The following is a 21,659-nucleotide window of genomic DNA, read 5'->3' as shown; positions in this document are numbered from 1 at the left end:
TGAATCGGGCCGTGCGGCGCGGGCGGGGGGTTGCCGGGCGGGGCTAGCGCTTTGCGGATCGCCGCCGCTTGACCTTGGTGCGGGTCTTTGCGTCCTTCTTTCCGGCCTTGGCAAGCTTGCGACGTGGGCCGCCCTTGCTGCTACCGCGCCCCTTGCGCGGGCCGCCACGCCCCGGGCCGCGGGGCAGATCGGCATCCTCGAGCGTCAAAAGCTCGAGCCCGATGCCGCCGGTGACCGGCGCCGCATCGGTCAGCCTGACCGTGACCTTCTGCCCCAGGGTGATCACCGTGCCGGTGTCGGCGCCCATCAGCGTGGCGGAGTCGCGGTCGAAATGGAAATATTCGTTGCCCAGATTGCGCATCGGGATCAGCCCGTCGGCCCCGGTCTCGTCCAGCCTGACGAAAACGCCGAAGCGCGCGATGCCGCTGATCTTACCGCTGAATTCCGCGCCGATCCGGTCCGACAGATAGGCCGCGAGGTAGCGGTCGGTGGTGTCGCGTTCGGCCGTCATCGACCGGCGTTCAGTGTCGCTGATATGCGTCGCGGTGCTGTCCAGGCGTTCGATATCCTCGGGGCTCAGCCCGTCGTCGCCCCAGCCGTGGGCGGTGATCAGCGCGCGGTGCACGACCAGGTCGGCATAGCGCCGGATGGGCGAGGTAAAGTGCGCATAGGCCTGCAGCGCCAGCCCGAAATGCCCGAAATTCGCAGGGCCGTAATAGGCCTGCGTCATCGCACGCAGGGTTGCCATGTTGATCAGGTCCGCCTCGTCCCGGCCCGCAGCGTCGTGCAGCAGCTTGTTGAGATGGGCGGTCTTGAGCACTTGCCCCTTGGCCAGCTGCAACCCGGCGGCGTCCGCCGTGTCACGCAGCGAATCGAGCTTCTCGGGCGGCGGTTCCTCGTGCACGCGGTAAAGCAGCGGGGTCTTTTTCGCGGCCAGCGTTTCAGCGGCGGCGACATTGGCCAGCACCATGAATTCTTCGATCAGCTTGTGCGCATCCAGCCGGTCGGCAAAGTTGACCGAGGTGACAGTGCCATCCTCGGACAGCTGGATCTTGCGTTCGGGCAGATCAAGGTCCAGCGGCTGGCGTCGCCCACGGGCGGCGTGCAAGGCGGCATAGGCGGCATAAAGCGGGCGGATGACGTCGTCCATCAGTGGCGCCAGCCGGTCGGACACCTCGCCGTCCATGGCCGCCTGCACCTCTTGGTAATTGAGCGAGGCGGGCGAGCGCATCAGGCCCCGGACAAAGCGCTGGCCGCGTTTGTTGCCGTCGGCGTCGATGACCATGCGCACCGCGAGACAGGCGCGCGGCACGCCCTCGTGCAGGCTGCACAGATCTCCCGACAGCCGGTCGGGCAGCATTGGCACCACGCGGTCGGGGAAATAGCTGGAATTGCCGCGCTTGCGCGCCTCGCGGTCGAGCGCGGTGCCGGGGCGGACGTAATGCGCGACATCCGCGATGGCGACCCAGATCACATGCCCGCCGGGGTTCTTGGGATCGTCGTCGGCATGGGCGTAACACGCGTCGTCATGATCGCGCGCATCCGAGGGGTCGATGGTAATGAGCGGCAGATCGCGCAGATCGGTGCGGCCCTTGAGGCCCGCGGGCTTCATCGCGTCAGCTTCGGCCAGCACGTCGTCGGGGAAATCGTCGGGAATGCCGTGCTGATGGATCGCGATCAGCGACACCGCGCGCGGTTCGGACGGGTCGCCCAGGCGCTGGGTGATGCGGGCGCGGGGCAGGCCCATGCGGCCCTTGGGCCCGGCTTGTTCGGCCTCGACCAGCTCTCCTTCGCGGGCGCCGCCGGTGGCGTCGGGCATCACCGCCCATTCGCTGTCAGACCCCTTGTCGATCGGCAGGATACGCCCCCCTTCGGCGCCCTTGCGAAAGATGCCGACGATCTTTCTGGGGTTGGCGCCGATGCGGCGGATCAGCCGCGCCTCGTAATTGTGGTCTTCGTCCTGCACGACCTGCAGGCGCGCCAGGATGCGGTCGCCTTCGCCCAGGGCCGGATCGCTGGCGCGCGGGACGATCAGCACGACCGGCTCAGTGCCTTCGCCGTGCCACTCCAGCGGTTGGGCATACAGATCGCCGTCCGGATCGGGGGCCTTGACCTGCAGCACGCTGACCGGGGGCAGACGGTCGGGGTCGCGATAGGTCTTCTTGCGCTTTTCCAGATGGCCGTCGGCCTCCAGCTCCTTGAGCAGACGCTTGAGGTCGATGCGCGCGGCACCCTTGATCCCGAAGGCCTTGGCGATGTCGCGTTTCGCGGTGAGGGTCGGGTTGGCGGCGATCCAGTCGAGGATGTCGGCCTTTGTCGGCAGCTTGCTCATGACGTTCGCCTATCACGCGGCGCGCAGGGCGTCACCTGCGAAGACGCCCGGCCCGGGCGGAGGAGCGGCGGCTCTTCAAGTCCTCGCGGACTTTCCTCGCGGGAGGTCGGCCAGGGTGTCGATGTCCTGCAGGGTATCGACCCGGGCGACACGCATGCCGCCAAGGCTGTCCACGGACTGTGCCAGCGCCTGATCGGTGGACCACGCCACCCCGCGCAGCAGCCCGGGCGGCACCCGGTTGCTGCGCTTCAGCCCGACCAGCCAGTACCCGCCATCGGGGGCGGGCCCAAAGACCGCTTCGTGATCCCCCAGCGCGCGGAACGCCCGCCAGACATGCGCGGGTGTGATGCCGGGGATATCGCCGCCGATGATGCAGACCGGGCCGGGCGGCTGGTTACGCAGCAGCCGCGCCATCCGGTCGCCCAGAGTGCCCGGTCCCTGCGGCAAGCGCGGCAGATGCGCGGGCCAGACCCGGCTTTGCAGACCCTCTGAATCCGGCGCCACCGCCAGTGCCAGGTACCAGCGCGGATCGTCCAGCCGCCGCAAGAGCGCCGAGGTCTGATGCCGGAACCACCAGGCTGCCGCGGTCATGCCGATGTCGCGCCCCAGCCGCGTCTTCACCCGGCCCGGGCGCGGCTCTTTCAGCATGACGATCAGCCGTCGGCGCATCTCAGGCAAAATAGTCGCGCAGGATGCGGGTGTAGATCGCCTTGAGCTGATGGATCTGTGCCACTTCGACCCGTTCATCGACCTGGTGCATGGTCTTGCCCACCAGCCCGAATTCCACGACCGGGCAGTGATCCTTGACAAAGCGCGCGTCCGACGTGCCGCCGCTGGTCGACAGCTCGGGTGTCACGCCGGTTTCGGCCTCAACCGCGCGGGACACCAGCGCCGACAGATCGCCCGGCGGGGTCAGAAAGCTTTCGCCAGAAATCTTGATCTTCACATCCGTCTTCGTCCCGAATTCGGCGTCGATGCGCGTGGCTTCTTCCTGCAGCCACTCGGACAGCGACGCGCCGCTGTGCAGATCGTTGAAGCGGATGTTGACCGCCGCGCGGCTCTGCGCCGGAATGACGTTGGTCGCTGGGTTGCCGGTGTCTATGGTGACGACCGCCAATGTCGAGGCATCGAAGTGATCGGTGCCCTTGTCCAGCTCGTGCGAGGCCAGCCGGTCCATCAGCCGCGCCATCGCGGGCATCGGGTTCAGCGCGCGGTGCGGATAGGCGGCATGGCCTTGCTGCCCCACCACGGTGAAATGCGCATTGAGCGATCCGCGCCGCCCGATCTTGAGCATCTGGCCCATGTGGTCGGGGCTTGTGGGTTCCCCAACCAGGCAGACCTGCATCCGCTCCTGGGCGCTTTCCATCCAATTCAGAAGCGCCACGGTGCCATCCACCGCGTCGCCTTCCTCGTCCCCGGTGATGGCCAGGATCACCGCGCCGTCGGGCGGGGTCTGCGTCACGAAATCCACCGCCGCGGCGGCAAAGGCGGCGACGCCGGATTTCATGTCGGTGGCCCCGCGCCCATAGAGGAACCCGTCCTTCACCTCGGCGCCGAAGGGCGGCATGGTCCAGTCGTCGGGATCGCCCAATGGCACCACATCTGTGTGCCCGTTGAACCCGAAGGTGCGGCTGTGCCCCTTGTCACCCCAGCGCGCGAACAGGTTGCTGACGCCGCCGCGATCGACCCGGGTGCAGGTGAACCCGGCCCCCGCAAGCAGGTCCTCCAGCAGCACCAGCGCGCCGCCCTCTTCAGGGGTGATCGAGGCGCAACGCACCAGATCGGCGGTCAGGGTTTCGGGATTGGTCTGCGACATGACGGGGCCTTTCGGTCTGATCCTTGGGGCAGGTAACGCGCATTTCGACGCCCGGCAAATGTGGCCAAAATAGCGCAGCATTGCGGCGATTACGTAGCGTTACCCGCAGGAGTTGCTTAACAGGTCATGAATCTGCGTGTTATCAATAACATAACAATAAGCCCAGAGGCAGGGCGCGCAGTTCTGAACACATCATGTTGCAATTTTGGGGGCCTCTCCCCCCAGATAGGCACAGGTTTCGGCTGTTTCTGACCTCGGGCAGGGCACGAGGCAGGTATGGTCGCAGCATCGGAAATCCCGATTGATCGGGGGGCCAGCGCCTTTGAGATGGCGCAGGAAATCTTTGGCGACGGCGTCACGGTCGTCAGTGCCAGCTATACCGGGGATCGCGATTCCTCGGGCATCTACAGCAACGGCGACAGCGTCAGCCCGGGTGTGACCCCCGGCGACACCGGTGTCATGCTGTCGACCGGTGACCTGCGCGGCTTTACCAACACCTTCGGGTCGGCCAACCAGGACAACAACCAGTCCACCAATTCCAGCGGTCCGAACGGGGTGTCGGATTTCAACGCGGCGGCGGGCGCGCGGACCTATGACGCGGCGTTCCTGGATGTGGATTTCATTCCCACCGGCTCTGTGATGACGATGCAGTTTGTCTTTTCGTCCGAGGAATACCCGGAATATCAGACCTCGCTTTATCAGGATTTCGTCGGCGTCTGGGTCAATGGCGTGCAGGTCGATATGGCCATCGGCGACGGCGATATAGACCCCAACAACCTTAACTCGATCTCCAACCAGAACCTGTTCGTCGACAACACCGGGTCGGATTACAACACCGAGATGGACGGCTTTACCGTCACCATGACGCTGACCATTCCGGTCACGCCCGGTGTGGTCAACTCGATCCGGATCGGCATCGCCGACGTGGTCGACAACAACTACGACTCGACCCTGCTGATCGCGGGCAATTCGGTACAGACCACGCTGGTCGCGATCGAGGATACTGCCGAAATCTATCCCAACGGCACCGCCAATGTCGACGTTCTGGCCAATGATGTGAACGCGACCGGCGGCACGCTGACCATCACCCATATTAACGGCATCGCCGTCACCGCGGGCGATACGGTGACGCTGACCACCGGGCAGACGGTGACGCTGCTTGCGGATGGCACGCTGGACGTGACCGGCGACGGCGACGTCGAGACAGTGAATTTCACCTACACGGTCGAAAGCAGCACCGGCACCAACGACGTGGGCTTTGTGACGCTGGATTCGGTGCCCTGCTTCGTGGCGGGCTGCCTGATCGACACCGCCGACGGGCCGCGCGCGGTGGAAACGCTACGCGCGGGCGATCTGGTGGTGACCAAGGACAACGGCCTGCAGCCGCTGCGCTGGCGCGGCCAGCGGCGGGTTGCCGCCCTGGGCAAGTTCGCCCCCATCCGTATCGCCGCGCGCGCGCTGGGCGCGCATGACACGCTGATGCTGTCACCGTTGCACCGGGTGGTCGTGCGCGACGTGCTGGCCGATGTGATGTTCGGCGCCCCCGAGGTTCTGGTCGCCGCCAAGCATCTGGTCAACGGCACCACGATCCGCGCGGTCGAGGGGGGCGAGGTCGACTATGTCCACCTGCTTTTCGATCAGCACGAGATCGTCTTTGCCAATGGCATGGAATCCGAAAGCTTCCTGCCCGGGGCCGAGGTGCGCAACCTTTTCGAGGAAGAGGTGCTGGAAGAGATCTGCGCGCTTTTCCCCGAACTCGACCCGGTGACGGGTGCGGGCTACAGCCCCGCCGCGCGCCGGGTGCTGAAAGGCTACGAGGCGCGGCTGCTGCAGGGCCTTGCCGCATGAGCTGGATTGCCATTTCAGGCGAGGATATGGGCTGGGTCTGCCCCAAGACCTTTGACGAATCCGAGACCGGACGCAACACGCTGCTGGCACGCGGGTCGCTGGTGATCGAGACGCGGCTGTCGCCGGACGGGCGGCCGCAGACGCTGCTGTCCTACCAGCGGCGGCATCCCTGGGAAGGCGGGCTGTCGCTGCAAGCCATCCCCGGCGGCAGCATCGTGCTGGTGATGAGCCAGGGGCAGGATGTGTTTCACACGGTTCTCAGCCACGGGCGCGACGCGCGCACCGACGTGCTGCGCCTGACCTTCAGCTGGGACAGCCCGCGCCGCTGGGGGCGGCTGGCGGTCGAACGGCCCGAGGCCGATACGATCGAGGTGGTGAAGACCCCCGCGCCGCCGCCGCTGATGCTCGAAGACATCTACACCATGACCCTGCGACCGCAGCTGTGCGAGATGGACGCCGACGTGGTGTTCTTTGCGGTGTCCGACCGGATCGAACCCATCGGCCCCATGCCGTCGCTGACCGGCACCGTGCCGGTGGCGACGCCGATGGGGTACAAGCCGCTCAAGGAGCTGAACTGCGGCGATACGGTTCTGTCGCGGGACAACGGGGCGGTACCGGTGCTGCACGTGGTCGAACGCACCGTTCCGGCCTTCGGCTCTTTCCAGCCGGTGCGCCTGCGCGCGCCCTATTTCGGCTTGCGGCGGGATATCGTCGTCGCCCCGCATCAGCGGCTGGTGATCGGCGGGTCCGAGGTCGAGTATATCTTTGGCCGTGAGGCGGTGCTGATCCCGGCCATCAATCTGGTGAACGGCTTCGCGGCGGTCTACGAAGACGGTCACCGGCTGGTCAGCTATCGCCATCTGCTGTTGCCGGGACACGAGGCGCTGATCTGCGCCGATGCCGCGATGGAAAGCCTGTATGTCGGTCGGCTGCGCCGCAACCGCGACCGGCTGCGGTCGAGCCTTCTGAATGCCTGCCCGCACACGCTTTTGCCCGAACACCACCGCGCCGGTTACCAGGTGCTGCGCCCGTTCGAGGCGATCACCCTGGCAGAGGCGCGCGCCGCCTGACAGCGGATCGCGGCGTCGCGGTCAGTCCTTGTCGAAGAACGGCGTCATCTGCGCCACGATCACCGAATTTTCCGCAAGCGCCCGCGCCATCAGCTCGGCCTCGTCTTCGTCGATCTCGTGCCCTTCGGCGCGTCGTTCGTCGGCGGTGCCATAGCCGGTGACATCAAGCGGCGCCAGATCGGCCTGCTTGAGGATCGCCACGGTTTCGCGCACCGCCTCGGCCTCGTCCACACCGCTGGCATAGCACATGAGCGCGGCACCGGTCGCGTCTTTCGGCAGCCCGTCGCCCGCCTTGCGGCCGACCTCGACCAGAAGGGTGTAGACCTGTTGCTTGCTGGGGCGTTTTTCCGACATGGGCGCAGATGCCGTGGCGGCGCGGGAAATGTCAAGCGCGCGGCCTACTTCGTCAACTCCACCACCAGGGCAGTGCTGTAGATCGCCATGATCAGCACGCTTTCGATCCCGATCCGCCCCGGCCCTTGCCGTTGCCGCAGGATCAGCCCGGCCAGCAGCACGGCGGTCATCATCAGTCCGGTGCCCAGCCAGTAAAGGTCGGTGATGTCGACAGCGTGATAGAGCGATCCGTCGCGGTAGGCGACATCCGATGCGACGAGGAACAGCGTGTCAAAGGTGTTGCCGCCGATGATCCCGCCCACGGCCAGTTGCAGCGCGCCGCGCCGCACCGCGACTAACGTGGTGACAAGCTCCGGCAGAGACGTGACTACGGCGGTGATGAGCGCGCCTACAAGGCTCGAAGACAGGGAAAACCGGTCGATGAAGGTGGCGCCCACCTGGCTGATGACCCAGCCGCCCACGGCCATGATCGCCACCAGACCGGCGAACCGAAGGATCGGACCGCGCGCAGATTTGTGGGCATCGTCGGCGTCGTCAGGATCGTCCTTGCGCGTCTCCGAGGTCTGCACCGGCTGCCACATCGGCGATTCGCTGACCACTGACGACAGATGCACCCCGGCAAGGTATGCAAGGAACAGCACGACGGACACCGGGTGAATGCCGAAATAGGCCAGATCAGGCCCTGCCATCGCGCAGATCGGCAGGCTGAGCAGGATGATCAACATGACAGCCTGGAACAGGTTCGCAGGCTCGGCCGCGGCATGTTCGAGGTTTGCACGCTTGTGCAGCAGATCAGCCATCGCCAGGAACAGCGTCTGCGCCGCGATGCCGCCGACGGCGTTGGAAAAGGCAAAGCTGGCATCACCCGACAAGGCCGCATTGACCGAGACCACCACCCCGGCGAGCGACGTCGCACCGCCGAGGATCAGGCCGCCAGCCAAGGCCTCGCCCATGCGGGTGCGGTCGGCGATGACATCCGCAAGCTGTGTCGCCTTGATCGACGCGAGCACGACGAATAGCGCCGCGCACGCGAAGACACACAGCAGCGGGACAAGAGGCAGGCTGGCGATCATGAGGAGCTAACGCCCCAGATCGGATGCGGTTTCCGTAACCAATGATTAATCGTGATCGGCCATCAATACGGTATGACGATGCCCGACTATCTGACTCCCGACCGTTTCCTGATCGACATCTTCGCCTCAAAGTCGGCACGACAAGGTGGCGTGATCCGGCGCAAGCGCCGCGATATCGAGCGATATTATGGCGTCGGCCCATTTCTGGAGGAGATGCGCCGCCGTGGGTTTTCCGTGGTCGAGAATGCCGGGCAGTTTGTGATCTTCTGCAATTGCGAAACGCTGCGGCGGCTGAGCTGAGCGGCGTTTTTCTCAAGAAAAACGGCCCGGAATTCTTGAGAATTCCGGGCCGGCCGATGCGCAGGGTGGCGCGCTTTTCTCAAGAAAAGCGGATCGGAGTTCTTGAGAACTCCGACGGCGCTCAGTCCCGCAGCAACTCGTTGATGCCGGTCTTGGACCGGGTGCGCTCGTCCACCCGCTTCACGATCACCGCACAGTAAAGGTTGACGTTGTTCTTGGACGGCATGGAGCCTGCGACGACCACCGAATAGGGCGGCACCTCGCCCATGAAGACCTCACCGGTTTCGCGGTCGACGATCTTGGTCGACTGACCGATAAACACGCCCATGCCCAGCACCGACCCTTCGCGCACGATGCAGCCTTCGACCACTTCGGAGCGTGCCCCGATAAAGCAGTTGTCCTCGATGATCGTGGGGCCCGCCTGCATCGGTTCCAGCACGCCGCCGATGCCGACACCGCCCGAGAGATGCACGTTCTTGCCGATCTGCGCGCAGGATCCGACCGTGGCCCAGGTATCGACCATCGTGCCTTCGTCCACATAGGCGCCCAGGTTCACAAAGGACGGCATCAGCACCACGCCCGGCGCGATATAGGCCGATTTGCGCACGATACAGTTCGGCACCGCGCGAAAACCGGCGGCGCGCCACTGGTTGTCGCCCCAGCCCTGGAACTTGCTGTCGACCTTGTCCCACCAGCCCGCACCCTGCGGGCCGCCGGGCTGCATTTCCATGTCCTTGATCCGAAAGCCCAGAAGAACGGCCTTCTTGGCCCACTGGTTCACCGTCCAGTCGCCGCTGTCCTGCCGTTCGGCCACCCGCAGCTTGCCGCTGTCGAGCGCGTTCAGCGTCTCTTCGATGGCTTCGCGGGTTTCACCGCCGGTGCTTGGGGTGATCTCGTCGCGCGCATCCCACGCGGCCTCGATGGCGGTTTCCAGGTGGGCATTGGACATCTGAACGGTCTCCTCGGCAAGGGGTTTGCCGCCCTATACCGGGCGCGGCGGGATCAGACAATGCACAGAAGTGTCGGTGTCAGCCCGCCAGCGGGTCGGGTGCGATGTTGCCGCCGCAGACCAGCACCGCCACGCGTTCGCCCGGGGCGGGCACGTAGGCCCCCGCCCGCAGCGCCGCCAGCGCGCAGGCCCCGGCCGGTTCGACAAGGATGCGGTGCGCCTGCCAAAGCGCGCGCTGCGCCTCGGCGATGGCTGCATCCTCGACCCGCAGCGCGTCGTCCAGATGGGCCCGCGCCAGGTCGAAGGCGATGCCGCCGATGCGCCGAGCGCCAAGCGCGTTGGCGGCGATGCCCGACACCTCCACATCCACCGGCCCGCCCTTGGCCCGGGCTGCGTGAAGCGCGCAGGAGGTCGCGGGTTCGACCGCCACCACCCGCCGCCGGCCTTGCCAATGGGCCAGCGCGCCCGCCAGCAGCCCGCCGCCGCCGACGGCGATCAGCACCGTGTCGGCATCGAGGCCCTGCGCATCCCATTCCGCAAAGCAGGTGCCCTGCCCGGCAACGGTCGCTTCGGCGTCATAGGCGTGGATGGCCATCGCGCCGGTCGCGTCCTCGTGCGCACGCGCCGCGTCGAGCGCGTTGGCATATTCGCCCGGCACCACCGTCAGGGCGGCGCCGGTGCGCTTGATCAGCGCGATTTTTGCGGGTCCGGCCATTTCCGGTACGAAGATCGCCGCCCGGTGCCCGAGCGCGCGGGCCGCATGGGCCACGGCGGCACCGTGGTTGCCGCCAGAGGCCGCCACGACCCCGCCCGGCGGCACCTCTTGCAACAGCAGCGTATTGAACGCCCCGCGTGCCTTGAAACTGCCGGTGTGTTGCAGATGCTCAAGCTTCAGCGCCACCGAAACCGGGGCCAGCACGTTCGAGGTCATCACCGGGGTGATCTGCGCATGGCCCGCGATGCGCTGGCGGGCGTCGGCAATTTTTGTGGTCCAGTCCATGCGATGCTCCGGTTGCTGGCGCTGCCTGTGAAATGGCGCTACGCATTGGATAAACCACGAAAGGCCCCGCCATGAAAGACGACCGCCGCAGCCCGTTTCGCGATGCCCATCTGGACCGCGACACCGCGGATCACGTACCCGACACGCCGCAGACCCGCGCGCCCACCTACCGACTCGCCTTCGCGGACGAGGATTTCCTCTGCCGCGACGAATTGCGCCCGGTCCGGCTGCAGCTCGAGCTTCTCAAGCCCGAACTGGCGCTGGACGAGGCGGGCATCGAATCGACCGTCGTGCTTTTTGGCGGGGCGCGTATTCCCGCACCTGCCGACAAGGACGGCGCGCGCACCAAGACCCTGGCGGATCTTTCACAGTTCTACGAAGAGGCGCGCAGCTTTGCCCGGCTGATGACCCGCAAGTCGCTAGAGACCGAGGGCCGGGAATTCGTGATCGTGACGGGCGGCGGTCCGGGGGTGATGGAGGCTGGCAATCGCGGCGCAGAAGACGAAGGCGGGCGGTCCATCGGGCTCAACATCGTGCTGCCGCATGAACAGGCGCCGAACCCCTACGTGACGCCGGAGCTGTGTTTCAACTTCCACTACTTCGCCATCCGGAAGATGCATTTCCTGATGCGTGCGCGGGCGATCTGTGTCTTTCCCGGTGGCTTCGGCACGCTCGATGAGACTTTCGAGGCGCTGACCCTGATCCAGACGGGGCGCATGCAGCGCGTGCCGGTCCTGTTGTTCGGGCGGGCCTTCTGGGAAAGGATCATCAACTGGGACGCGCTGTCAGAGGCGGGTACGATCTCGGCCGAGGACCTGAACCTGTTCCGCTTTGTTGAAACCGCGGAAGAGGCGGCGGCCCACATCGAGAACTGGCAGCCGGAACCGCCGCGCAGCGATATTCCGGGTCGCTAGGGGCTGGTCGGGGCGGTGACTAGATCGCCGCCTCTTCGCCCAGCTTGTCATCCTCGTAGCGTTCGACCCAGCGGTGGATCACGGCCAGTGCGGCCTCTTCATCCATCATGCCGATGGCCCGGCGCAGATCCTTGAGCGCGTTGGCCATCTCGAGCTCGGACAGATAGGTTTCCTGCGCGCGCAGGATCTTGGTGTGCGGCGTGGTCAGCATGTCGGGGGAAATCAGCAGCTCTTCATGCAGCTTTTCGCCCGGGCGCAGACCGGTGATCTGGATCTCGATATCACCGTCGACATTGTCATCGTCCTTGACCGAATAGCCCGCGCCTTCGATCATCTGGCGGGCCAGCTTCGCGATCGGCACCGGGTCACCCATGTCGAGCACGAAGACATCGCCGCCGCGGGCGAAAGACCCGGCCAGCAGGACCAGACGCGCGGCTTCGGAAATGGTCATGAAATAGCGGGTCACGCGGCCATGGGTCAGGGTGACCGGACCGCCGCGGGAAATCTGTTCCTCGAAGAGCGGAATGACCGACCCGCTCGAGCCCAGGACATTCCCGAACCGCACCATCGAAAAGCGTGTGCCCGAGGAGCGCGTGGCCAGGTCCTGCACCACCATTTCGGCCAGCCGCTTGGACGCGCCCATGACGTTGGTGGGGCGCACGGCCTTGTCGGTCGACACGAGGATGAAGCGTTCGACGCCTGCGTCACGGGCGGCATCGGCGATCACCTTGGTGCCCAGCACGTTGTTGCGCATGCCGGCGATGGTGTTGCATTCGACCAGTGGCAGGTGCTTGTAGGCCGCGGCATGCAGGACCACGTCGATCCCGTGGCTGGCCAGCAGGTCGCGCATCAGCGCCTCGTCGAGAACCGACCCAAGTACCGGCACGATCTTGAGCTCGCTCGCCAGTTCGCGCAGATCCTTGTCGATGTTGTAAAGCGCCAGTTCAGAGTGATCCAGCAGGACCAGGCATTCGGGCTTGCAGGCGATCAGCTGGCGGCAGAGTTCCGACCCGATGGAGCCGCCCGCGCCGGTGATCAGGATGCGCCGCCCGCTGTAGGCATGGCTGACGCCGGGCAGCTCGGATTCCAGCCGGTTCCGGCCCAGAAGATCATCCAGCGACACCGGGGACACGCGTTTGCGCAATTCCCCTTCGCCCACCAGTTCGGCAAAGGACGGCAGGGCATGCACCTCGCAGCCGATACCGCGCAGGCGGTGCGCGATGCGGGCCTGTTTGGACTGGCTGATCGACGGCATCGCCAGCACCACCCGGTTGATCGCCTTGTTATGGATCAGGTCCTGAATCTGCGATGGTGCGTGCACCGGCAGTCCGGCGACCATCAGGCTTTGCAGCGTGGGGTTGTCGTCGATGAAGGCGACCGGCACCACCGCATCATCGGTGCGCAGCGCGGCGACAAGCTGCTGACCGGTCTGCCCGGCACCGTAGATCAGCACCCGCATCCGCGACTGCCCACGGCGATAGACCTGCAGCAAAAACTGTCGAAGCACGATCCGCCAAGTGGCACACGCCACCAGGTAGATCATCGCGAAGATCACGAAGACCGCGAACGGGACCGGCGGGGCAATCAGCCCGCTGAAGGCCGCACCGGTGAGCGCGACAGCGCTGGCAAACAGCGCCGTCCGCAGGATGCCTCGCATTTCATAGGCGTTGAGCTTGATCCGGGGCAGGCCGAGGTAGACCGAAAAGATGAGCCCCGACCCCATCATCAGACCCAGCAGGGGGCCAAGGCCCACCAGCGTCGCGACATCGAGGTCGATACGAGAGTTGAGCAGAAGCGCCGCCGCCATTGCCACGATCACCATCGCGGCATCTATGGCCATGAAAAAATACTGCTTTTGAGCGCGCGTCAGAGTCGTCGCGATCCTGTAAAACATCAAAAGGCGTCCCCCGAAGGCGAACAACTCGCCATATCGTATTCAATTTGTTGACCACTTCGCTGACGCTTGGCTAGCGCGTCCGGTGGCATTCTCTGTAAAACCGTTTGCTTCCCGTCACGAACGTCACCTTTTAGGCATCCGCTCAAACATTAGACAAGAGCGCATATGCTGCAACTGCAGAAAATGGCAGAAATCCACCTATGCGGTCAGTCTATAAGGAAAGTCGTGTGATCTATGCGCGCCACCCGGGCCTGGATTGCCGAGACCCTGTGCGAATCGCGCGGTCGCGCGCCGCGGCGCGCGTCCGGGACGCGCAGGGCTGTCCACACGGGGCCTTTCGTCCGTCCGAAGGCTGGGATATGCAGCGCGCCAACTGAGGCCGGACCGGCCTTGCAGATCAAGAGGAGCGATCCGATGGGCTATAAAGTCGTCGTCGCCGGTGCCACGGGGAATGTGGGCCGGGAAATGCTGAACATTCTGGCAGAGCGGGCCTTCCCGGTCGATGAGATCGCGGTGCTCGCATCGCGGCGGTCGCTGGGCACCGAGGTGAGCTTTGGCGATCGCACGCTCAAGACGCAGGATCTGGATGCCTTCGACTTTACCGGATGGGACATCGCGCTGTTCGCCATTGGCTCGGACGCCACCAAGAAATACGCGCCGGTCGCGGCCAAGGCGGGCTGCGTGGTGATCGACAACTCGTCGCTCTACCGCTACGACCCCGACGTGCCGCTGGTGGTGCCCGAAGTGAACCCCGACGCGGTCATGGGCTATGCCAAGAAGAACATCATCGCCAACCCCAACTGTTCGACCGCGCAGATGGTCGTGGCGCTCAAGCCGCTGCACGACCGCGCGCGGATCAAGCGGGTCGTGGTGTCGACCTACCAGTCGGTATCGGGCGCGGGCAAGGACGGCATGGACGAGCTTTGGGACCAGACCAAGGCGGTCTACAACCCGACCGACGACAAGCCCGCCAAGAAGTTCACCAAGCAGATCGCGTTCAACGTGATCCCGCATATCGACGTGTTCATGGAAGACGGATCGACCAAGGAAGAATGGAAGATGGTCGCCGAAACCAAGAAGATCGTCGATCCGTCGATCAAGGTCACCGCGACCTGCGTGCGGGTGCCGGTCTTTGTCGGCCATGCCGAGGCGATCAACCTCGAATTCGAGGATCATCTGGACGAGGACGAGGCGCGCGATATCCTGCGCGAGGCGCCGGGGATCATGGTGATCGACAAGCGCGAGGACGGCGGCTACGTCACGCCGGTCGAATGCGTGGGGGATTTCGCGACCTTCATCAGTCGCATCCGGCAGGATTCGACCATCGACAATGGCCTGAACCTGTGGTGCGTGTCCGACAACCTGCGCAAGGGCGCGGCGCTGAACGCGGTGCAGATTGCTGAGGTGCTGGGTCAGCGGGTGCTCAAGAAGGGCTGATCGCGTTCGATCACGTCGAAATCGTCATTGGGGTCGCCTTGGGGCGGCCCCTTTTGCTGGGGACGCCCCAGCAGGCGATCCGCAAGATGCCGGTGGGCGTGACCGGGAAACGGGGTGCCGAATCGCCGCATGAGGCTGGCGTAGGCGTGGCCGAGTTCGGAGGCCTTGCAGAGCCGGAGGCCTTCGGGATGCGAATGCAAGGCCAGCCCGCCGCCCGCCTCGCGCAGGGCAAAGCCCTTGCCGTGCAGGCGTGACTGCAGCTCGTCCCAGCTGCGCGCCTGGCCGAAATCCGCGGCGAGGAGGGCCCGCAAGGGACCGATGAGCTGCTCATCCGCCCGGTTGGGCGTCTTCGCGGTTCTTTGGGCCTTGCCTAATTCGTCCGACAGGGCCTGGCGCAGCAGCTGCCCCAAGGTGATGTCCCGCGCATCGGCCAGCGCCTTGGCCGCCTGCAGCGTCGGTTCGGGCAGGGAAAGGGTGATCGCTTGCATCTTCATCCGTTCATCCGACGCCGCGGAGGGTTAACTCCCGGTTACCGCCGGTCGCTTTTTTCAGCGTCGCACGAGAAAAAGGGTGTCTTTCCGGCCACATGGCCGCTCGAAAAATCAAAGGGTCCGCATCGGCCCTTTTTCCGCCTCAAAGACCCGTCAGGATGAACGGGCAGACAGTAAAGGCACCAGTTCCATGCGTTACCAGACAGAAACCTCCGCCGGATGGCCAGAGGCCAGCCAATTGCCCCCACGGATGGATTGCGAAACTGCCGCGCTCTTGCGCGGGTTTCTGACCCCGATCCTCGAAAACGCCACCAGCTGGGAGGACCTGTCCGAACGGCTCGCCGCCAAGGGCTACGGCGTGGCTTTTGCCGAAGGCCATCTTGTCATCGTGAATGCGGAAAGCCACGACCCGGTCAGCACCGGCGCCGATATGGGTGTGCCGCTGCGGCATCTGTCGCAACGGCTGGGCAGGCCTTGCGTCAAGGTCCATCAGGGCGGACATTCTGGCGATCTGGGCTAGGACGCCCGGGCCAACGCCGCGCCGTCAGACCGGCGCGAAACTGCCGTTGGCCGGGTTGTACCATTCCAGCCCGCCCGCGCCGATTTCGGTCCAGAGGCCGTGCAGCGTCAGGGCGCCCGACTCGACCGCCTCGCGGACAAAGGGAAAGGTCATTAGGTTGTCGAGCGACACCAGCACCGCCTGCTTTTCCAGCTGGTCGAGCCGCGCCGCAGGATCGGGTTCGTCCTTGACCCGCTCGTAACCGGGGCGGAGGATATCCATCCAGCGGCCCACGAAGCTCGAGGTTTCCTCGAGCTCGGGCGCATCGCCGGAACACATGGCCATGCAGCCCTGCACCCCGCCGCAGTTGGAATGGCCCAGCACGATCAGATGCGCCACCTTGAGCGCCGTCACCGCATATTCCACCGTCGCCGAGGTGCCGTGCTGCGCGCCGTCGGGCTCATAGGGCGGCACCAGGTTGGCGATGTTGCGATGGATGAAGAATTCGCCCTGATCCGCGCCGAAGATCGAGGTGACGTGCACGCGGCTGTCGCAGCAGGAAATCACCATTGCGCGCGGCCGCTGGCCTTCGCTGGCCAGCCTGCGATACCAGGCGGAATTTTCCGCGTAGGTGGTCGCTTTCCAGCCGTGATACCGCTTGACCAGATAAGCGGGAAGCGGTTTGGCAGCCTGCATGACATCCTCATCAACTGTTGAGCGCAGGCGGAGCTATAGGCCGAATTCTATAGGAATTCGAGCGAAAAGGCTTTTGCGCCTCAACCTTTTGGGAACCGGCGTCGAGGCAGGGTGCACAGGCCGTGGGGGCATTGCCGGGAGTGGACATTTGGAACAGATACGGGTGCTTCAACCCAGTGAGGGGGCGCGGCTGGACGCGGACAGGCTCGATTCGCTTTACAGCCAGCTGGGGCCGCAAGGCGCCGAAAACGTGGTCTGCCGCGCCATGGAGGAACTGGCGTTCCGGCTGGCGCATATCGACCGCATGTATTGCCGCAACGACCTCGCAGAGATGCGCAAGACCACGCGCGGGCTGATCGGCATCGCCGAACAGATCGGCATGACCGGTCTGGCCCGGGTGGCGCGCGACGTGGTCGGCTGCATCGACGACGGGGATGCGACCGCCCTTGCGGCCACGCTGGCGCGGCTGGCGCGCTCTGGCGAGGGGTCGCTGATGGCGATCTGGGATCTGCAGGATCTTTCCATCTGATCCCCCCTTGCGGGTGCTGGCCACGCGGCTAGGCTGCGGTCACGCTGATCCGAAAGGGACCCGTCATGTCGTTCGCCTTCGCCGCCGCCGATGCCGAGGCTCTTCCGCTTTACCTGTTGGGGCCGCGCGACCTGCCGACCTGGACCGAAGGGCAGACCGACGCGGTGCGCGCCTGGGTCGGGGCCAGCCGCTTTTCGGGGGCCTTGGGCAGCGCGCTGATGATACCGGGGCTGGACGGTATTCCGCAGATGGCGCTGGCGGGCTATGGCACGGCGGCGCAGCGGGCGCGCCAGCGGTTTCCGCTGGCCGGTGCCGTGCCTCACCTTGCGCCCGGCACTTACCGGCTGGCCGGGGATCTTCCCGCCGATCGGATACCGACCGAAGCCCTGGGCTGGCTGCTCTCGGGCTACGGATTTTCGCGGTACCGCGACCAGACGCCAAAGGTGCCGTCGCTCGTCGCGCCCGACGGTATCGATGCCGAAAGGATCGAGGCGCTGGCGCAGGCCGAGGCGCTGACCCGCGATCTGATCAACACGCCTGCCTCCGACATGGGCCCCGCCGCGCTTGAGGCGGCGGCGCGCGACCTGGCGCAGACCTTCGGCGCAGAAATCGCCGTGACTGCGGGCGATGACCTGCTGCGCGACAACTTCCCGATGATCCATGCCGTCGGCCGCGCCAGCGTGGATGCGCCGCGGCTGATCGACATGCGCTGGGGCGGCGACGGCCCGACGCTGACGCTGGTGGGCAAGGGCGTGTGCTTTGACACCGGCGGGCTCAACATCAAGCCCGGCGCGTCGATGGGGCTGATGAAAAAGGACATGGGCGGGTCGGCCAACGTTCTGGGCCTCGCCCGGATGATCATGGCGCTGGACCTGCCCTTGCGCCTGCGGGTGCTGATCCCGGCGGTCGAGAACAGCATTTCCGCCAGCAGCTTTCGCCCGCAGGACATCCTGACCTCGCGCAAGGGGCTGACGGTCGAGATCAACAACACCGATGCCGAAGGGCGGCTGGTGCTGGCCGACGCGCTGGCGCTCGCGGATGAGGATCCGCCCGATCTGCTGATCTCGATGGCGACACTCACGGGCGCGGCGCGGGTTGCGGTGGGGCCGGACCTTGCGCCCTACTTCACCGATGACGACGATCTGTCGGCGGCGCTCGAACAGGGCGGGCGCCGCATGGCCGACCCGGTCTGGCGCCTGCCGTTCTGGGAACCGTACGAGACGATGATCGAACCGGGCATCGCCGATCTGGACAATTCGCCCTCGGGTGGGTTCGCCGGGGCGATCACCGCGGCGCTGTTCCTGCGCAGGTTCGTCACGCAAAGCCAGCGCTACGCGCATTTCGACATCTACGGCTGGCAACCCTCCGCCGCGCCGGGGCGCAGCAAGGGCGGGCTGGGGCAGGGGCCGCGCGCGATTTTCGACGCGCTGCCGGGGCTTTTGAACCTGTGACCGACCGGCGGCTGACCCCGTTCAGCGGTCGCGTTGCGCATGAGTCGCTGCGTGGGCGTGTGGAGGCAGAGAGCTTCACCAGCGGCGATGCGGCACGCGTGGTCCGGGACACCATGGACCTCTTGTCCGAGCCCGATCTTAAAGCGCGCGGGATGGTGCGGCAGTTGCGTATGGGGGACCGGGTTACAATACTGGATCAAGTGCGGGGGCTGGTCTTTCTGCAGAGCGAAAAGGACGGCTATTGCGGCTGGGCGCGGCACCACGAGGTAAACGAGGTCGCGCGGCAGGAGATGACCCATGTGGTGCAGGCGCGGGCCAGTCATCTTTATCGCTGGAACGACATGAAAACCTCGCGCAGGGTCATTCCGGTGACCCTGGGCGCGCGGATGCATGTCGTCGCGGACGACGGGCGGTTCGCGACGGTGTCCCTGCCGAAACCCGCGGATGATCATGCCTCGGCGGTTGCACCGAGCGAGGACTACTTCATCCCCTCCCCGCATCTCCGCCCGGTCGCGGCCCATGAAACCGACCCAGTCACAGTGGCCGAGCGTCTGCTGGGGGCGCCCTACCTCTGGGGCGGCAATTCAAGCGTGGGGATCGACTGCTCGGGCTTGATCCAGCTGGCTCTTTCACTTTGCGGTGTGGACTGTCCCGGTGACAGCGATTTGCAGGAGGCCGCGCTTGGCACGACGATGCCCGAAGGCACCCCGCCCCGGCGCGGCGATCTGCTGTTCTGGAAGGGCCACGTGGCCTGGGTGTCGGACCCCGCGACGCTGCTGCACGCCAACGCGCACGCCATGGCCGTCTGCTACGAGCCGATGGCCCAGGCCATCGCCCGGATCGCCGCACAGGGCGACGGGCCGGTCACCCGGCAGGCGCGGCTTTGATCAGTCGACCGGGCGGATCAGCTTGCGTTCCAGCACCCGCAGCACCGTCTGCAGATCCTGCCCGCGCTTGAGCACCTGGCCATCCATCCCGACCACCGCGTACTGGCCCTGCCTGCCGCGCAGCTTGGGGCGCTTTTCCACCCGATACAGCGGATTCTCGGCGGTGCGGCGAAAGATCGAGAAGATCGCCACATCCGGCAGTGACGAGATGCCGTAGTCGCGCCATTCCCCCGCGGCGACCATGCGCCCGTAAAGCGACAGGATGACGTTCAGCTCTGTGCGGTGAAAAGCCACCGCCTCGGGGCCGTTCTGCCGGGCCGGAAAGGGCGTCAGGGAATTCATGCCATGAGACTTGCCGCAAATGCCCCCAAGATCAAGTGGGGGGCGGGAAACTTTCGCCGTGCCCGCGCCGTGGCTGCACCACGCTGACAAAGGAACCGCCATGCCCCGTCCGATCCGAACCGCTGTCGTTCTTGCCTGTCTTGCCGGGGCCGCGTTCGCGCATTCCGGTGTGACCGATCCCACCGTGATGCAGCGCATGCAACTGATGAAGGATATCAAGGACACCGCCGCGCAACTTGGCAAGATGACCAGGACGCTGGTGCCCTTCGACCCGGATCAGGCAGAGGCGCTGGCCCGCGACATGGCCCGCCATGCCGCCGCGATCCCCGCCGCGTTCGAGACGCCCGCGCAGGACCCAAGATCCGAAGCGAAGCCCGAGATCTGGACCGATTGGCCGGACTTCGTTGCCGACGCCGCAATGCTGGAAGACGCGGCCAGCGCGATGCAGACCGGCACGCTGGACGAGTTGCGCTTTGGCATGCGCGCGGTGGCCAAGGCCTGTGCCACCTGCCACGAGGATTACCGCCTCGAAAACTGACCGCGCGCCGCTTCGGTCCGGCCAGTTAAGACCATTGACTGTGCGCGCGCAGCGGTCTCGGCCCTTGCGGCGCGCGGTCTGATCGCGCAGTTTGTCCGCGAAACAAAAGCACGAGGGACAATCATGCGCACGAGAGCTGCCGTGGCCTTAGAGGCCGGGAAACCGTTGGAAGTGATGGAGGTGAACCTCGAGGGTCCGAAGGCGGGCGAGGTTCTGGTGGAGATCAAGGCGACGGGCCTGTGCCACACCGATGAATTCACCCGGTCGGGCGACGACCCCGAGGGTATCTTTCCCGCCATCCTGGGCCACGAGGGCGCGGGCGTGGTGATGGAGGTGGGCGAGGGCGTGACCTCGCTGAAGCCCGGCGATCACGTCATTCCGCTCTACACCCCCGAATGCCGCGAATGCGAATACTGCCTCAGCGGCAAGACCAACCTCTGCCAGGCGATCCGCAGCACGCAAGGCGAGGGCCTGCTGCCCGACGGCACCACGCGGTTCTCGATGCTGGATGGCACGCCGATCCACCATTACATGGGCTGCTCGACCTTCGCCAACCACACCGTGGTGCCGGAGATCGCGCTGGCCAAGGTGCGCGAGGACGCGCCCTTCGACAAGATCTGCTACATCGGCTGTGGTGTGACCACCGGCATCGGCGCGGTGATCAACACCGCCAAGGCCGAGATCGGCTGCCGCGGCGTGGTCTTCGGGCTGGGCGGCATCGGGCTCAACGTGATCCAGGGGCTGCGGCTGGCGGGCGCCGACCAGATCGTCGGGGTCGACCTCAACGACGACAAGGAAGAGATGGCGCGCCGCTTCGGCATGACCGATTTCGTGAACCCCAAGAACGTCGAGGGCGACATGGTCGCGCACCTGGTCGAACTGACCAAGGGCGGGGCGGATTACACCTTTGACGCGACGGGCAACGTCGGCGTGATGCGCACGGCGCTGGAATGCGCGCACAAGGGCTGGGGCACCTCCGTGATCATCGGCGTGGCGCCTGCGGGGGCCGAGATCTCGACCCGGCCGTTCCAGCTGGTGACCGGCCGCAACTGGCGCGGCACGGCCTTTGGCGGCGCTAAGGGCCGGACGGATGTGCCGAAGATCGTCGACTGGTACATGGACGGCAAGATCGAGATCGACCCGATGATCACCCACAAGCTGAGCCTCGACGAGATCAACCACGGCTTCGACCTCATGCACGAAGGCAAATCCATCCGCGCCGTGGTGGAGTTCTGA

22 protein-coding genes are annotated in these 21,659 nt (G+C 65.8%); 11 read left to right on the top strand and 11 right to left on the bottom strand.

The genetic code is table 11. The features are described 5' to 3' along the window. Positions 1-43 precede the first annotated feature (43 nt). The 3 genes from rnr to dapE all read right to left on the bottom strand — a co-directional run bounded on the left by rnr (position 44) and on the right by dapE (position 4,148). Positions 44-2,332, bottom strand: coding sequence for a ribonuclease R (gene rnr, locus ACOXXX_RS14620; protein ID WP_422827341.1), 2,289 nt, complete (start codon positions 2,330-2,332; stop codon positions 44-46). A gap of 75 nt (positions 2,333-2,407) precedes the next feature. Next, on the bottom strand, positions 2,408-3,001 hold the full coding sequence (locus tag ACOXXX_RS14615) for a TIGR04282 family arsenosugar biosynthesis glycosyltransferase (protein WP_422827340.1): 594 nt from the start codon (positions 2,999-3,001) through the stop codon (positions 2,408-2,410). 1 nt (position 3,002) lies between these two features. Next, the gene (gene dapE / locus ACOXXX_RS14610) at positions 3,003-4,148 is read right to left on the bottom strand and encodes a succinyl-diaminopimelate desuccinylase (protein ID WP_422827339.1); all 1,146 of its coding nucleotides are present in this window, start codon (positions 4,146-4,148) and stop codon (positions 3,003-3,005) included. A gap of 276 nt (positions 4,149-4,424) precedes the next feature. On the opposite strand from dapE, the gene ACOXXX_RS14605 reads away from it, so the two are divergent. Both ACOXXX_RS14605 and ACOXXX_RS14600 read left to right on the top strand, forming a co-directional pair. After that, a complete protein-coding gene (locus ACOXXX_RS14605) occupies positions 4,425-5,996 on the top strand; it encodes a Hint domain-containing protein (RefSeq protein ID WP_422827338.1) in 1,572 nt (523 codons plus the stop codon). After that, positions 5,993-7,066 carry a Hint domain-containing protein gene (locus tag ACOXXX_RS14600; RefSeq protein ID WP_422827337.1) on the top strand — a complete coding sequence of 358 codons (1,074 nt, stop codon included), beginning with the start codon at positions 5,993-5,995 and terminating at the stop codon, positions 7,064-7,066. The genes ACOXXX_RS14605 and ACOXXX_RS14600 overlap by 4 nt, the downstream gene beginning before the upstream one ends. A 21-nt stretch (positions 7,067-7,087) precedes the next feature. Here the strand turns inward: ACOXXX_RS14600 and ACOXXX_RS14595 are convergent, their stop codons facing one another. Together ACOXXX_RS14595 and ACOXXX_RS14590 are read right to left on the bottom strand one after the other, a co-directional pair. Further along, positions 7,088-7,420 carry a hypothetical protein gene (locus tag ACOXXX_RS14595; RefSeq protein ID WP_422827336.1) on the bottom strand — a complete coding sequence of 111 codons (333 nt, stop codon included), beginning with the start codon at positions 7,418-7,420 and terminating at the stop codon, positions 7,088-7,090. 44 nt (positions 7,421-7,464) lie between these two features. Continuing rightward, a complete protein-coding gene (locus ACOXXX_RS14590; RefSeq protein WP_422827335.1) occupies positions 7,465-8,493 on the bottom strand; it encodes a sodium:calcium antiporter in 1,029 nt (342 codons plus the stop codon). 78 nt (positions 8,494-8,571) lie between these two features. Between ACOXXX_RS14590 and ACOXXX_RS14585 the strand changes: the two genes are divergently transcribed. Beyond that, complete coding sequence (locus tag ACOXXX_RS14585) at positions 8,572-8,793, top strand: N-(5'-phosphoribosyl)anthranilate isomerase (RefSeq protein WP_422827334.1); 222 nt, start codon at positions 8,572-8,574, stop codon at positions 8,791-8,793. Positions 8,794-8,914: 121 nt separating this feature from the next. Here the strand turns inward: ACOXXX_RS14585 and dapD are convergent, their stop codons facing one another. Both dapD and ACOXXX_RS14575 read right to left on the bottom strand, forming a co-directional pair. Continuing rightward, complete coding sequence (gene dapD / locus ACOXXX_RS14580) at positions 8,915-9,742, bottom strand: 2,3,4,5-tetrahydropyridine-2,6-dicarboxylate N-succinyltransferase (protein WP_422827333.1); 828 nt, start codon at positions 9,740-9,742, stop codon at positions 8,915-8,917. Between the two features lie 79 nt (positions 9,743-9,821). After that, positions 9,822-10,742 (bottom strand): threonine/serine dehydratase, encoded by a 921-nt coding sequence (locus tag ACOXXX_RS14575; protein ID WP_422827332.1) that lies wholly within the window; start codon positions 10,740-10,742, stop codon positions 9,822-9,824. 71 nt (positions 10,743-10,813) lie between these two features. Between ACOXXX_RS14575 and ACOXXX_RS14570 the strand changes: the two genes are divergently transcribed. Then, entirely contained in the window at positions 10,814-11,656 is an 843-nt protein-coding gene (locus tag ACOXXX_RS14570) for a TIGR00730 family Rossman fold protein (RefSeq protein ID WP_422827331.1), read from the top strand. Between the two features lie 19 nt (positions 11,657-11,675). Here the strand turns inward: ACOXXX_RS14570 and ACOXXX_RS14565 are convergent, their stop codons facing one another. After that, complete coding sequence (locus tag ACOXXX_RS14565; protein WP_422827330.1) at positions 11,676-13,550, bottom strand: polysaccharide biosynthesis protein; 1,875 nt, start codon at positions 13,548-13,550, stop codon at positions 11,676-11,678. A gap of 417 nt (positions 13,551-13,967) precedes the next feature. On the opposite strand from ACOXXX_RS14565, the gene ACOXXX_RS14560 reads away from it, so the two are divergent. Beyond that, positions 13,968-14,990: an aspartate-semialdehyde dehydrogenase gene (locus ACOXXX_RS14560; protein WP_422827329.1), complete on the top strand. Its 1,023-nt coding sequence runs from the start codon at positions 13,968-13,970 to the stop codon at positions 14,988-14,990. Here the strand turns inward: ACOXXX_RS14560 and ACOXXX_RS14555 are convergent. Beyond that, positions 14,966-15,478, bottom strand: a complete 513-nt coding sequence (locus ACOXXX_RS14555) for a hypothetical protein (RefSeq protein ID WP_422827327.1) — start codon at positions 15,476-15,478, stop codon at positions 14,966-14,968. The genes ACOXXX_RS14560 and ACOXXX_RS14555 overlap by 25 nt on opposite strands. Before the next feature lie 193 nt (positions 15,479-15,671). Here ACOXXX_RS14555 and ACOXXX_RS14550 point away from each other — a divergent pair, with 193 nt between their 5' ends. Next, a complete protein-coding gene (locus ACOXXX_RS14550; protein ID WP_422827326.1) occupies positions 15,672-16,001 on the top strand; it encodes a hypothetical protein in 330 nt (109 codons plus the stop codon). Positions 16,002-16,025: 24 nt separating this feature from the next. On the opposite strand, the gene ACOXXX_RS14545 is transcribed toward ACOXXX_RS14550, so the two are convergent. Further along, positions 16,026-16,676, bottom strand: a complete 651-nt coding sequence (locus ACOXXX_RS14545) for a carbonic anhydrase (protein ID WP_422827325.1) — start codon at positions 16,674-16,676, stop codon at positions 16,026-16,028. 163 nt (positions 16,677-16,839) lie between these two features. Here ACOXXX_RS14545 and ACOXXX_RS14540 point away from each other — a divergent pair, with 163 nt between their 5' ends. From ACOXXX_RS14540 to ACOXXX_RS14530, 3 genes are all read left to right on the top strand, one after another. Then, positions 16,840-17,205, top strand: a complete 366-nt coding sequence (locus ACOXXX_RS14540) for a hypothetical protein (protein WP_422827324.1) — start codon at positions 16,840-16,842, stop codon at positions 17,203-17,205. A 65-nt stretch (positions 17,206-17,270) separates the two neighbouring features. Next, entirely contained in the window at positions 17,271-18,656 is a 1,386-nt protein-coding gene (locus ACOXXX_RS14535) for a leucyl aminopeptidase family protein (protein ID WP_422827323.1), read from the top strand. Beyond that, the gene (locus ACOXXX_RS14530) at positions 18,653-19,543 is read left to right on the top strand and encodes an NlpC/P60 family protein (protein WP_422827322.1); all 891 of its coding nucleotides are present in this window, start codon (positions 18,653-18,655) and stop codon (positions 19,541-19,543) included. Before ACOXXX_RS14535 ends, ACOXXX_RS14530 begins: the two co-directional genes overlap by 4 nt. Here the strand turns inward: ACOXXX_RS14530 and ACOXXX_RS14525 are convergent, their stop codons facing one another. Continuing rightward, complete coding sequence (locus ACOXXX_RS14525; protein ID WP_422827321.1) at positions 19,544-19,885, bottom strand: DUF2794 domain-containing protein; 342 nt, start codon at positions 19,883-19,885, stop codon at positions 19,544-19,546. Between the two features lie 100 nt (positions 19,886-19,985). Here ACOXXX_RS14525 and ACOXXX_RS14520 point away from each other — a divergent pair, with 100 nt between their 5' ends. Further along, entirely contained in the window at positions 19,986-20,423 is a 438-nt protein-coding gene (locus ACOXXX_RS14520; protein ID WP_422827320.1) for a c-type cytochrome, read from the top strand. Between the two features lie 123 nt (positions 20,424-20,546). Further along, positions 20,547-21,659, top strand: a complete 1,113-nt coding sequence (locus ACOXXX_RS14515) for an S-(hydroxymethyl)glutathione dehydrogenase/class III alcohol dehydrogenase (RefSeq protein ID WP_422826889.1) — start codon at positions 20,547-20,549, stop codon at positions 21,657-21,659.

This window comes from Thalassococcus sp. BH17M4-6, assembly GCF_049323015.1.
GTDB lineage: Bacteria > Pseudomonadota > Alphaproteobacteria > Rhodobacterales > Rhodobacteraceae > Puniceibacterium.
The sequence above is the reverse complement of the archived record's forward strand: the minus strand, read 5'-3'. Positions and strand labels throughout refer to the sequence as shown.

What these genes read in the sequence shown, in the direction of transcription:
- ACOXXX_RS14515 (WP_422826889.1), top strand. Translation starts at nt 20,547, where the DNA reads ATGCGCACGAGAGCTGCCGTGGCCTTAGAGGCCGGGAAACCGTTGGAA.
- ACOXXX_RS14590 (WP_422827335.1), bottom strand. Translation starts at nt 8,493, where the DNA reads ATGATCGCCAGCCTGCCTCTTGTCCCGCTGCTGTGTGTCTTCGCGTGC.
- ACOXXX_RS14525 (WP_422827321.1), bottom strand. Translation starts at nt 19,885, where the DNA reads ATGAATTCCCTGACGCCCTTTCCGGCCCGGCAGAACGGCCCCGAGGCG.
- ACOXXX_RS14615 (WP_422827340.1), bottom strand. Translation starts at nt 3,001, where the DNA reads ATGCGCCGACGGCTGATCGTCATGCTGAAAGAGCCGCGCCCGGGCCGG.
- ACOXXX_RS14520 (WP_422827320.1), top strand. Translation starts at nt 19,986, where the DNA reads ATGCCCCGTCCGATCCGAACCGCTGTCGTTCTTGCCTGTCTTGCCGGG.
- ACOXXX_RS14575 (WP_422827332.1), bottom strand. Translation starts at nt 10,742, where the DNA reads ATGGACTGGACCACAAAAATTGCCGACGCCCGCCAGCGCATCGCGGGC.
- dapD (WP_422827333.1), bottom strand. Translation starts at nt 9,742, where the DNA reads ATGTCCAATGCCCACCTGGAAACCGCCATCGAGGCCGCGTGGGATGCG.
- ACOXXX_RS14560 (WP_422827329.1), top strand. Translation starts at nt 13,968, where the DNA reads ATGGGCTATAAAGTCGTCGTCGCCGGTGCCACGGGGAATGTGGGCCGG.
- rnr (WP_422827341.1), bottom strand. Translation starts at nt 2,332, where the DNA reads ATGAGCAAGCTGCCGACAAAGGCCGACATCCTCGACTGGATCGCCGCC.
- ACOXXX_RS14570 (WP_422827331.1), top strand. Translation starts at nt 10,814, where the DNA reads ATGAAAGACGACCGCCGCAGCCCGTTTCGCGATGCCCATCTGGACCGC.
- ACOXXX_RS14545 (WP_422827325.1), bottom strand. Translation starts at nt 16,676, where the DNA reads ATGCAGGCTGCCAAACCGCTTCCCGCTTATCTGGTCAAGCGGTATCAC.
- ACOXXX_RS14600 (WP_422827337.1), top strand. Translation starts at nt 5,993, where the DNA reads ATGAGCTGGATTGCCATTTCAGGCGAGGATATGGGCTGGGTCTGCCCC.
- ACOXXX_RS14535 (WP_422827323.1), top strand. Translation starts at nt 17,271, where the DNA reads ATGTCGTTCGCCTTCGCCGCCGCCGATGCCGAGGCTCTTCCGCTTTAC.
- ACOXXX_RS14585 (WP_422827334.1), top strand. Translation starts at nt 8,572, where the DNA reads ATGCCCGACTATCTGACTCCCGACCGTTTCCTGATCGACATCTTCGCC.
- ACOXXX_RS14565 (WP_422827330.1), bottom strand. Translation starts at nt 13,550, where the DNA reads ATGTTTTACAGGATCGCGACGACTCTGACGCGCGCTCAAAAGCAGTAT.
- ACOXXX_RS14605 (WP_422827338.1), top strand. Translation starts at nt 4,425, where the DNA reads ATGGTCGCAGCATCGGAAATCCCGATTGATCGGGGGGCCAGCGCCTTT.
- ACOXXX_RS14555 (WP_422827327.1), bottom strand. Translation starts at nt 15,478, where the DNA reads ATGCAAGCGATCACCCTTTCCCTGCCCGAACCGACGCTGCAGGCGGCC.
- dapE (WP_422827339.1), bottom strand. Translation starts at nt 4,148, where the DNA reads ATGTCGCAGACCAATCCCGAAACCCTGACCGCCGATCTGGTGCGTTGC.
- ACOXXX_RS14550 (WP_422827326.1), top strand. Translation starts at nt 15,672, where the DNA reads ATGCGTTACCAGACAGAAACCTCCGCCGGATGGCCAGAGGCCAGCCAA.
- ACOXXX_RS14595 (WP_422827336.1), bottom strand. Translation starts at nt 7,420, where the DNA reads ATGTCGGAAAAACGCCCCAGCAAGCAACAGGTCTACACCCTTCTGGTC.